Source organism: Phenylobacterium sp. (genome assembly GCF_016793225.1).
GTDB lineage: Bacteria > Pseudomonadota > Alphaproteobacteria > Caulobacterales > Caulobacteraceae > Phenylobacterium.
Window position 1 is genome coordinate 21,210 of the sequence record NZ_JAEUMN010000074.1, and the last position, 10,021, is coordinate 31,230.

Consider the following 10,021-nt stretch of genomic DNA (forward strand, 5'->3'; position numbering starts at 1 on the left):
GGGGCTTGTCGGGACAGGCGCGCGTGACGGCGCCGGGCGCGGACCGGCGGGGTCTGACCGTCGCGATCCAGGGCCCGGGGATGGCCGCCGGCTGCTGCGCCGACCTGCTGGCCCGCGCCGGCTTCGACACGGTCCGCACGATGCGGACGCGCGCGGCGGGCCCGGCCGTCCTGCTGAGCGACGCGGCCCTGGCGCTGCTGCGCGACGTCCTGGAGCGGCCGCAGCTGTTCGCCGACCGGCCGCGCATCACCCATCGGGTCGTCGCCTGGGGGCCGGGCGAGCCGGCGCGGCTGCCGCACGGCGGCGTCGTCCTGTCCGAGGGCGAGCTCGACGCGGCGCTGGGCGGGCCGCCGTCCGAGGGGAACGAGACGGACGCGCCGCCCTTCATGTCCGTCCACGCCGCCCCGCCGTTCCCGTCCGGCCGGATGCTGGCCTTCGGGGGAAGGCGCGCCGTCGCCGCCCGGGTCGGCCTCGTGCACGCGGACGACCGGTCCGCCTGCTGGATCGAGGCGGTGGAGGCGGGCTGGCTGTTCCTGATCCCCACCGGCGCCGCGTCCGGGTGGCTGCTGGCGGTCGGCGGCGACATCGAGGCGTCGCTCCGGCAGAGCCGTCACATCGCGCCTCGCGTGGAGGTGGCCGGCGAGCCGTCGGGCGCGTTCGAAACCAGCCCGCGCATGCTCGCGGCGCTGCAGGGGCCGGACTGGCTGGCCTGCGGCTCGGCGGCCATCGCCTTCGACCCGATCTGCGGCGACGGCACGGCCCAGGCGGTGCGCGAGGCGATCCTGGCCAGCGCCGTCGTCGGCGCGATCGCGGGGGGCGGCGATCCGGACGCCCTGCGCCTGCACTACGAATCCATGATGGTGGCCGCCATGCGCCGGCACCTGCGCCTGTGCGCGCAGTTCTACGCCACCGGCGGCCAGGGCGACTGGTGGCGCGCCCAGCTCGCCGACCTCGCCGCCGGGTTCGACGCCTGCACCGCGCGCCTCGCACGGATGCCCGAGCCCCGCTTCGAACTGCACGGCCTGCGCCTCGTGGCGCGGGAGGCGGCCGCGTGAACCGGCCCCTGCCTCCGCCGCCGGCGGACCCGGCGCCGGCCGGCGAGCCGTCCGTGGCCAGCTGGCGCAGCTACGGCCGGCTGCTCCCGTTCCTGCGGCCCTACCTGCGGCCGCTGCTGGTCGTCCTGGTGGTCAGCCTCGGAGGGACGGCGCTCAACCTGGCGCAGCCGTACCTTTCCAAGCTGATGATCGACCACGCGCTCCTGCGCCGGGACATGACGGCGCTGGTCGAGATCGCGCTGGCGATGGTCGCGGTGGCCATCGTGGGCTACGGGCTCAACATCTTCGCCAGCTACCGCTACGTCTCGGCGTCCGCGGCGATGCTGTTCGACATCCGCGCCGCGCTGCTGCGCCACCTGCAGACCCTGTCCCCGCGCTTCTACGGCGGCTTCCGCCTGGGCGACCTGATGTCGCGCCTCAACAGCGACGTCAGCGACGTCCAGCGCGTCACCGCCGACACGCTGCTGTCGGTGCTGTCCAACGTGCTGATGCTGGTCGGCAGCGTCGCCCTGATGATCTGGCTGGACTGGCGGCTCTTCCTGATCGGCGTCGTGCTGATCCCGGCGTGCGTGGCGATCTTCCTGCACTACCAGCGCAAGCTGACGCTCATCACCCGCGAGATGCGCGAGCGCGGCGCGGACCTCGGCAGCCTGCTCGTCGATACCGTGATGGGCATGCGGGTGGTCGCCTCGCTGGACGCCGGCGAGCACGAGGTGCGCCGCTTCGAGAGCCGCAACAACGCCTTCGTCCGGGCCATGCTGCGCATGCAGCTGACGTCGTTCATGGCCGGCGCGCTGCCGGGCGCTCTGCTGACCGCCTCGACCTCGGCCGTCATCCTCTACGGGGGCTACGCGATCATCGAGGGCCGCATGACGATCGGCACGCTGGTCGCCTTCATCACCTACCAGGGGCGGCTGTTCTCGCCGATCCAGACGCTGATGGGCCTGACCGCCGGGCTGGCGTCGGCCCGGGTGTCCCTGGCGCGGATCTTCGAGCTGTTCGACACGCCCGCCGACGTGACCGAGCGGCCGGGCGCCGCGCCGCTGGGCGGCGTGAGGCAGGGGCTGCGCTTCGAGGGCGTCTGCATGCGCTACGATCGGGCGCCGGTGCTGGTGGACGTCGACCTGGAGATCGCCCGCGGCAGCATCTGCGCCATCCTGGGGCCCAGCGGCGTGGGCAAGTCCACCCTGGCCGACCTGATGGTGCGCTACCAGGACCCGAAGGCCGGCCGCATCCTCATCGACGGCGTCGACATCCGCGACCTCAGGCTGGCCGACCTGCGCCGGCAGCTGATCCTGGTCGACCAGTCCCCCTATCTCTTCAACGCCACCATCGCCGACAACATCGCCTTCGCCATGCCCGGCGCGAGCGCGGGCGAGGTCGAAGCCGCCGCCCGGATGGCGGGCCTCGGCGAGCTCCTGGCCCGGCTGCCCGAGGGCCTGGCGACGCCGACCGGCGAACGCGGGCTGGCGCTCTCCGCGGGCGAGCGGCAGCGGGTGGCCCTGGCGCGCGCGCTGCTGAGGCGGCCCAGCGTGCTGATCCTGGACGAGCCGACCTCGGCGCTGGACGGCGACACCGAGCGGCTGGTGGCCCGCGGCCTGCGCGAGGCCCTGCCGGACGCCACGATCGTCGTGATCACCCACAAGCCGGCGCTGGCCCAGATGGCCGACACGGTGGTGATCCTGGACGAGGGTCGCGCCACGGTGCGGCGCGCGCCGGACCTCCTGGATGCGTGAGCCGGACGCCTCGACGGCGCTCGCCCCGGCGGCGCAGGCCGGCCTCACGGGCCGCGGCGTCGTCGTCGCGGTGATCGACAGCGGCGTCCACCCGGGCCACGGCCACATCGCGGCGGGCCGGCTGGGTCCGGGCGTGATGGTCCTGCCCGACGGCGGCGTGGTCGAGGGCGAGGATGTCTGGCTGGACGGGCTGGGTCACGGCACGGCGGTGACGGCCGCGATCCAGGAGAAGGCGCCGGACGCGGTCTGCCTGCCCGTCCGCGTCTTCCGCGGCGCCCTGAAGACCAGCGCCGCCGGACTGATCGCCGCCATCCGGTGGTCCGTCGCGGCCCGGGCGGACGTCATCAACCTCAGCCTCGGCTCGCTCAACCCGGCGCACGCCGACGCGTTCGCCGCCGTCGTCGACGAGGCCGCGGCCGCGGGCGCGGTCGTCGTGGCCGCGGCGCAGGCCAACGGCGCGCCGTGCTATCCGGGCGCGCTGGACGGCGTGGTCGGCGTCGACGTCGACTGGGACTGCCCGCGCGAGGTCTACGAGGTGCGGCGCCGCGACGGCCGGGCGCTCGTCGTAGCCTCCGGCTATCCGCGCCCGATCCCGGGCGTTGCGCCGTCCCGCAACCTCTACGGCGTCAGCTTCGCCGTCGCCCAGGTCAGCGGCTTCGCCGCCCGCGCCTGCGAAGGCCTCGGCGACGCCGAGCGGGGCCCGGCGCGCGTGCGCGCGCTGCACGACCGCCTCTGGGCGCGAAGCCCGACGAGCTAGAACGGTCGTGGCCCGCCTGTGGCGGCGAGCCGTCCGACGTCAGGCCGAAGCCGATCGCCCCTCGCCCCTCGAACGGCCGAAGCTTCCTCTTCGGAGGAGCGAGGCCGGAAAGCCTGTCCTGGCCGCGCCCGGCTCTCCGGGGCGGCGCACCCGGAACCAGGCGGCATAGAGCGCCGGCAGGAACAGGAGCGTCAGGACTGTGCCGATCAGCACACCGCCAATCAGGGTGTAGGCGAGCGGCCCCCAGAAACTGGACAGTGTCAGGGGGATGAACGCCAGCATGGCGGCGAGCGCCGTGAGTATCACGGGGCGCGCCCGGCGCACCGTGGCTTCGACGATCGCGTCGTAGTCCGACAGGCCCGCGGCCTGATCGCGCCGGATCTGGTCCACCAGGATCAGCGTGTTGCGCATCAGGATGCCCGCCAAACCGATCAGCCCCAGGATGGCGTTGAAGCCGAAGGGCTGGTTGAACAGCAGCAACGTGGGGGCGGCGCCGACGAGGCCGAGGGGCGCTGTCAGGAACACCATGAACATGGCCGGAAAGCTTCGCACCTGGGCCATGATCACGGCCAGCATCAGGGTGATCATGATGGGGAAGATGGCGGCGAGCGCCGCGTTCGCCTTGCCGCTTTCCTCGACCGAGCCGCCTGTGTCGATGCGAACGCCAGGCGGCAGACTGGCCTTGAGCGTCGCGAGGCGCGGCAGCACTGCGGCGGTCGCGTCAGGGGGTTGAATGCCCTCGGCCACATCGGCGCGCACGGCGATGTAGAGCTCGCGATTGCGCCGCTTGAGGACGGGTTCTTCCGCAGCCGGGACCAGGCGCGCCACCTGCGCCAGCGCCACGCTGCGCCCGTCGCGCGTGGTGAGGGTCAGGTCGCCCAGGCGGTCCAGGCTCGCCCGCTCGGCGTCCACGGCGCGCGCCACGACGTCCACCGTGCGGATTCCCTCGCGCACCTGGGTGACCGTGACGCCGGTCAGGAGCGTCTGCAGCTGGTTGGCGGCGTCCTGGGGCGTGAGTCCGATCAGCCGCAGCCGCGCCTGGTCGAACGCCAGCCGTTGGACCGGCGCCCGCTCGCCCCATTCCAGGTGCGCTCCCTTGAGTTCGGGCGCCGCCTGGAGGACGTCGCGAACCGCCGTCGCGGTCCGGCGCATGACCGCAAGGTCGGTCCCGACCACGCGGAAGACCACGGGATATGGCACGGGAGGGCCGAAGAGCAGTCGATCGACGCGAATCCGCGCCTCCAGATAGCGGCCCGCCTCGACCCAGCGAGCCACCTTGGCGGAGAGCGCGGCGCGCGCCTTGGCGTCCGGAGTCCGGATCACGATCTTGCCGAAGGCCGGGTCGGGCTGCTCGGGATTGAGCGACAGGAAGAAGCGGGCGGCGCCGGCGCCGATGTAGCTCGTGACGATCTCGGCTTCCGGCTCACGCCGCAGGTCGGCTTCGAGGCGGGCGATGGTCGCCTCTGTGGCCCGGAAGGACGATCCCTGCGGCAGGGCGACCTCGATGAGGACCTCGGGGCGATCCGAGGACGGGAAGAACTGCTTCTTCACGACGCCCATCGCAGCCACCGACAGCGCGAAGGCGGCCACTGTCAGGCCGATCACGGTCCTGCGCCGATCGATGCAGGCGCGGATCAGGCGACGAAGCCGCTCGTACCGATCTGTGGCGTAGATGGCGTCATGCCCGCCCGGCCGGGCCGGGATTGCGGGCAGCAGCTTGACGCCGAGGTACGGCGTGAACAGCACCGCCACCAGCCAGCTGGCCAGGAGGGCGAAGGCGACGATCCAGAAGATGTTGCCGGCGTATTCGCCCGCGCTCGACTGGGCGAAGCCGATCGGGATGAAGCCGATGATCGTGACCAGCGTGCCGGTCAGCATCGGGGCGGCGGTGGCGGTCCAGGAGAAGGTGGCCGCCGAAATGCGGTCGAGCCCTTCCTCCATCTTCACCACCATCATCTCGATGGCGATGATGGCGTCGTCGACAAGGAGGCCCAGCGAGAGGATCAGCGCTCCGAGCGTGATCCGGTCGAAGTTGCGGCCGGTGGCCAGCATGATCACGAAGACCACCGCCAGCGTCAGCGGGACGGCGGCGGCGACGACCAGTCCGACACGAAGGCCGAGGGTGGCGAAACTGACAGCCATGACGACGCCCAGCGCCACGGCGAACTTCAGCATGAACTCGTCGTAGCTGTTGGCGATGTTCCGCGCCTGGTCCGCGATCTTGTGCAGCTCGAGGCCGAGCGGCAGGCTGTCGTGGATGGCCCGCTCCTCCGCCGCGAGCGCCTCGCCGAGGCGCAGGCCGTTCCAGCGCGGTTGCATCACCACGCCGATGAGCAGCGCGGGTTCGCCGGCGTTCCGGATGCGGTAGCTCGGAGGGTCTTCGTAGCCGCGGCGCACCTCGGCGACGTCGCGGAGCCGCAATGTGCGATCGCCGACCGCCGCCACCGGCGTCTCGCGAAGGGTCTCCAGGCTGTCGAACTCCCCGTCGAGCCGCATGTGGACCCGCGGTCCGTCCGTCTCCACGAAGCCGGCCGCCGCCACCGTGTTCTGGCTGGAAAGCGCATTGGCGACCTGTTGTCCGCTCAGGCCGAGGGTGGCGAGCCGCGTGTGGGAGAACTCGACGTAGATGCGCTGCGGCTGTTCGCCCAGGATGCGCACCTTCTGGACCCCCGGCACGGCAAGCAGACGCTGGCGGACCGCCTCCGCCTCGCGCACGAGATCCCGGTGCGGCAAGCCCCGCGCCTCCATCGCATAGAGCGTGAAGTAGACGTCGGAGAACTCGTCGTTGAAGAACGGGCCGATCACGCCCCGCGGGAGGTTCGACGCCTCGTCGCTCAGCTTCTTGCGGACCTGATAGAACAGCTCGGGCGCCAGCTTGGGCGGCGTGGTGTCCTTGAAGCTGATCACCATCGCCACCTGCCCAGGACGGGAGGTGGTCTCGACCCGGTCGAAGTAGGCCACCTCCTGAAGACGCTTTTCCAGCTTGTCGGCGACCTGTTCCTGCATTTCCGCCGCCGTCGCGCCCGGCCAGGCCACGGCGACTGTCATGACCTTGACGGTGAAGCTCGGGTCCTCCGCCCGCCCCAGCCGCTGGAACGCGAACAGCCCGGCGGCGGCCACCGCGATGATGAGGAACAGGGTGACCGCCCGCTCGCGAACGGCGAACGCCGACAGGTTGGGGATCTGCATCAGCGTGACGCCGTCTGGGCCGTCATCGGGCGAACGACCTGGCCCGGCCTCAGCAGGTGGACGCCCAGCGACACCACCCGGTCGCCCGGCCGCAGCCCGCCCGCCAGGACCGCCGTCTCTTCGCCCAGCGAACGAACGGTCACCTTGCGATAGGTCACGCGGCTGCTTCGGGGATCGACCAGCCAGACGCCCGGCCCCGAGCCCGAGTCATGCAAGGCGCCGATCGGTACGCTCAGCCCGCCTCCCGCGCCCGCGGGGCGCGTCAGCACGGTGACTGTGGCCCCAAGCGGGACGCTGCCCGGCTCCGCCGCCAGTGCATACCGCGCCTCGAACGTGCGCGTGACCGGATCGGCGGCGGCCGACAGCTCCCGCAGAGTGGCGGACATGGGGCGACCGTTCCCGCCGTAGAGCTCAGCCGTCGCCGTCCTGGGAAGGGCGGCGCGCGCCGTCTCAGGCACCGCGATCACGGCTTCCCGAGCCCCATCGCGCGCGAGCCGGACGATGGGCTGACCGGCGGCCACGACCTGGCCCGGTTCGGCGAGGACGCGCATCACGATCCCGTCGGAGTCCGCGATCAGCGCGGTGTACGCGGCCTGATTTCCGGCCTGGCTGGCCTGCGCCTGGGCCGCGCGCACCTGCGCCTCGGCGGCCGCCAGGTTCGCACTGGCCGCCTGCGCCGCGGCGCGGGCTTGGTCGTAGCGCTGGCCCGACGCGAACCCCTGCGCGTTCAGCTTGCGGAAGCGAGCCTCGTCAGCCTGGAGGCGGATGGCCTCGGCGCGGGCGGCCGCGGCCGATCGCTCGGCGGCCGCCACCTGGGCGACGGCGGCCGCCGCGCCCAGGCGGAGGTCCGCCGGATCGAGCCTGGCGAGAACCTGACCGGCCCGGACCGCATCGCCGGCATCGACCAGCCTGACGCTGATCTTGCCCGGCGCCCGGAAGCCCAGATCGCTCTCGTAGCGGGCCCGGATCACGCCGGTGTAGCCGGCCTCGCCGGCGGCGGCGGGCGCGGCCGCGGCGACGCGGACGAGCGGGGCCGAAGGGCGGGGCTCGGTCCGGGGGCCGCACGCGCTGAGCAGGAAAAGGACCGCAAGACCCAACGCCAGCCGCTCGATCGACCGCATGCGAAACTCCTCGACACCACGATCAATGATGGGCGTCGAGTGACGTTATCGTCAAGTTGTCAACGTCAAGATCGGACCGTCAGGCCACCATCAGACCTCGGGTGACGAGGCGGGCCGTCCAGACGGCCTGGGCGGTCAGGTCCTGGCCGGCGTCGAGGGCGTGCTCGATGGCGGCGGGGTGGGCGAACGCGACCATGGCGCTTGCCACCGCCTGGGTCTGCTCCTCGAGCGGAGTCGCCGCCTCGAAGACGCCTGCCGCGCGGCCCTCTTCGATCACATGCGCGACGGTCGCCCGCATGGCTGCCTTGTGACGCTCTACCGATGCCCATCGGTGGTCCATGGCGACCTTGGTCATGTCGTGCAGCTTCCGCTCCTTGAAGAGCAGGGCGACGGTCTCCGACAGCAGGCCGCGAAACAGCCGGTCCAGCCGTTCGACGGGCGGGGCGTCGGCGGTCGCGATCCGCCAGAGTTCCGCATCGATCCGGCTGAGCACCTCGCCGCAGACCGCCTCGCAGATGGCGGTCTTCGACGGGAAGAACTTGTAGACATAGGCGGTGGAGATGCGCAGGTCGCCTGCGATCTCGGCGACCGTGGTGCGTCCATAGCCTTCGCGGCGGAACCGGGCCTCGGCGGCCGCGACGATCCGGTCGCGCATGGCGTGCTGTTCGGGGCCGCGCGCTTCCAGGGCTTTCTTGTCGGTTGTGATCATTCTAGCGTTTCGTCACCGCCGCGCATAATCTGACCCAGTCGGCCTGTATCGCCAACCACGGACCTGAAGCTTCTGCGCCAATTGGACCTTCCTGGGGAGTACGAAATGACCGCACCCGCGCTCACACGGGCCGTGGCTCTGAACCACGCCGCGCTGGACGCGATGGTGAAGGGCGACAGCTCGGGCTACGTCGCGCTGCTCTCGGATCGCGACGACGTGACCTGGGGCAATCCGTTCGGTCCCTTCGCCAGAGGGCGCGCGAACGTGGAAGCTGCGCTCGTGAGCGCCGCAGCCCGCATGGGCGGCGGCCGGGCGCTCGATGCCGATCACATCGCAACGTACGCGACTGACGAACTCGCGGTCGTGGTCGAAGTGGAACACGCCGAGCGGCTGTCCGCCGGCGCCGAGGCGCCCTCGAGGACGGCTCTTCGCGTGACCAGCGTCTATCGGTCGGAAGGCGATGCGTGGAAGCTCGTTCATCGACATGCCGATCCGATCACCACGCCGCGGTGATCGGTCTTCCATGGTGAGGCCGGCCCCTGGCGCGGGCAGCCAAGCGGCTGATCCGCATGAGCCGAGCCCGCGCCTGGCGTCCCGAGGCGCAGCCTCATGCAGAACGGTTGGCGACGTCGCTGAGGGCGTCTCCGCCTGCAGCCCTTGGCTTCCGCGCGGTGCGGCGCGGTAGGGTCTCGGGTCGCGCGATGGGGAAGCTGCCGATGATCGACCTGCACTACGCCAACGGACCCAATCCGCGGAAGGTCGCGATCATGCTCGAGGAGGTCGGCCTGGCGTACCGCACCGTGCCCTACGACATGGGCCGCGGCGACCTGCTGACGGAGGAGTTCCGGGCCCTGAACCCCAACGGGCGCCTTCCCGTGATCGTGGACCACGATCCCATCGGCGGGGGCGAGAGCCTGGTGGTCTGGGAGTCGGCCGCCTGCCTCCAGTACCTCGCCGACAAGACGGGGCGCTTCCTGCCGACGGATCCCAAGGGCCGCTACGCCACCCTGCAGTGGCTGGCCTGGCAGATCGCCAGCCTGGGCCCCTACCACGGCCAGGCGCACCACTTCACCCGCTACGCGCCCGAGCCGATCGACCCCTACGCCCGCCAGCGCTTCCGGCTCGAGGCCGAGCGGCTGATGTACGTCATGGACCGCGAGCTGCGGGACCGGCCCTACATCGCGGGCGACGACTACACCATCGCCGACATGGCCTGCTGGCCCTGGATCAACCTCACCTGGAACATGCAGCTCGAGAAGCCGCGCGAGGCGTTCGAGAACCTGGAGCGGTGGTTCCAGGCGGTCCGCGCGCGACCCGCCGTCCGGCGCGTGGACGCCGAGACGCTGGCCCCGCACATGCTGCGCGCCGACCATGTGCGGATCCCGCCGGAACGCTGGACCAACAGCTTCGGCGAGAACTTCCACGCCTTCTTCAGGAAGGGGTGAGGCCTACTT

8 protein-coding genes are annotated in these 10,021 nt (G+C 71.9%); 5 read left to right on the plus strand and 3 right to left on the minus strand.

Annotation, left to right across the window (positions count from 1 at the left end):
- Positions 1 to 5: 5 nt before the first annotated feature.
- From JNK30_RS08310 to JNK30_RS08320, 3 genes are read left to right on the plus strand one after another with little or no spacing between them, the layout of a single operon-like run.
- The gene (locus tag JNK30_RS08310; protein ID WP_293481598.1) at positions 6 to 1,055 is read left to right on the plus strand and encodes a hypothetical protein; all 1,050 of its coding nucleotides are present in this window, start codon (positions 6 to 8) and stop codon (positions 1,053 to 1,055) included.
- Complete coding sequence (locus tag JNK30_RS08315; protein ID WP_293481599.1) at positions 1,052 to 2,791, plus strand: ABC transporter ATP-binding protein; 1,740 nt, start codon at positions 1,052 to 1,054, stop codon at positions 2,789 to 2,791. Before JNK30_RS08310 ends, JNK30_RS08315 begins: the two co-directional genes overlap by 4 nt.
- Entirely contained in the window at positions 2,784 to 3,548 is a 765-nt protein-coding gene (locus JNK30_RS08320) for a S8 family serine peptidase (RefSeq protein ID WP_293481600.1), read from the plus strand. Before JNK30_RS08315 ends, JNK30_RS08320 begins: the two co-directional genes overlap by 8 nt.
- A gap of 39 nt (positions 3,549 to 3,587) precedes the next feature.
- Here JNK30_RS08320 and JNK30_RS08325 read toward each other — a convergent pair whose 3' ends face one another.
- The 3 genes from JNK30_RS08325 to JNK30_RS08335 form a co-directional block, all read right to left on the minus strand.
- Positions 3,588 to 6,737 (minus strand): efflux RND transporter permease subunit, encoded by a 3,150-nt coding sequence (locus JNK30_RS08325; RefSeq protein WP_293481601.1) that lies wholly within the window; start codon positions 6,735 to 6,737, stop codon positions 3,588 to 3,590.
- Complete coding sequence (locus JNK30_RS08330) at positions 6,737 to 7,858, minus strand: efflux RND transporter periplasmic adaptor subunit (RefSeq protein WP_293481602.1); 1,122 nt, start codon at positions 7,856 to 7,858, stop codon at positions 6,737 to 6,739. The genes JNK30_RS08325 and JNK30_RS08330 overlap by 1 nt, the downstream gene beginning before the upstream one ends.
- A gap of 79 nt (positions 7,859 to 7,937) precedes the next feature.
- Positions 7,938 to 8,567, minus strand: coding sequence for a TetR/AcrR family transcriptional regulator (locus tag JNK30_RS08335; RefSeq protein WP_293481603.1), 630 nt, complete (start codon positions 8,565 to 8,567; stop codon positions 7,938 to 7,940).
- A gap of 105 nt (positions 8,568 to 8,672) precedes the next feature.
- On the opposite strand from JNK30_RS08335, the gene JNK30_RS08340 reads away from it, so the two are divergent.
- Both JNK30_RS08340 and JNK30_RS08345 read left to right on the plus strand, forming a co-directional pair.
- On the plus strand, positions 8,673 to 9,080 hold the full coding sequence (locus JNK30_RS08340) for a DUF4440 domain-containing protein (RefSeq protein WP_293481604.1): 408 nt from the start codon (positions 8,673 to 8,675) through the stop codon (positions 9,078 to 9,080).
- Between the two features lie 188 nt (positions 9,081 to 9,268).
- Complete coding sequence (locus tag JNK30_RS08345; protein ID WP_293481605.1) at positions 9,269 to 10,012, plus strand: glutathione binding-like protein; 744 nt, start codon at positions 9,269 to 9,271, stop codon at positions 10,010 to 10,012.
- The last annotated feature ends 9 nt before the right edge of the window (positions 10,013 to 10,021 follow it).

Excerpts from the sequence above, each read along its gene's own strand:
- JNK30_RS08345 (WP_293481605.1), top strand. The coding sequence starts at position 9,269 with ATGGGGAAGCTGCCGATGATCGACCTGCACTACGCCAACGGACCCAAT.
- JNK30_RS08335 (WP_293481603.1), bottom strand. The coding sequence starts at position 8,567 with ATGATCACAACCGACAAGAAAGCCCTGGAAGCGCGCGGCCCCGAACAG.
- JNK30_RS08340 (WP_293481604.1), top strand. The coding sequence starts at position 8,673 with ATGACCGCACCCGCGCTCACACGGGCCGTGGCTCTGAACCACGCCGCG.
- JNK30_RS08320 (WP_293481600.1), top strand. The coding sequence starts at position 2,784 with ATGCGTGAGCCGGACGCCTCGACGGCGCTCGCCCCGGCGGCGCAGGCC.
- JNK30_RS08325 (WP_293481601.1), bottom strand. The coding sequence starts at position 6,737 with ATGCAGATCCCCAACCTGTCGGCGTTCGCCGTTCGCGAGCGGGCGGTC.
- JNK30_RS08330 (WP_293481602.1), bottom strand. The coding sequence starts at position 7,858 with ATGCGGTCGATCGAGCGGCTGGCGTTGGGTCTTGCGGTCCTTTTCCTG.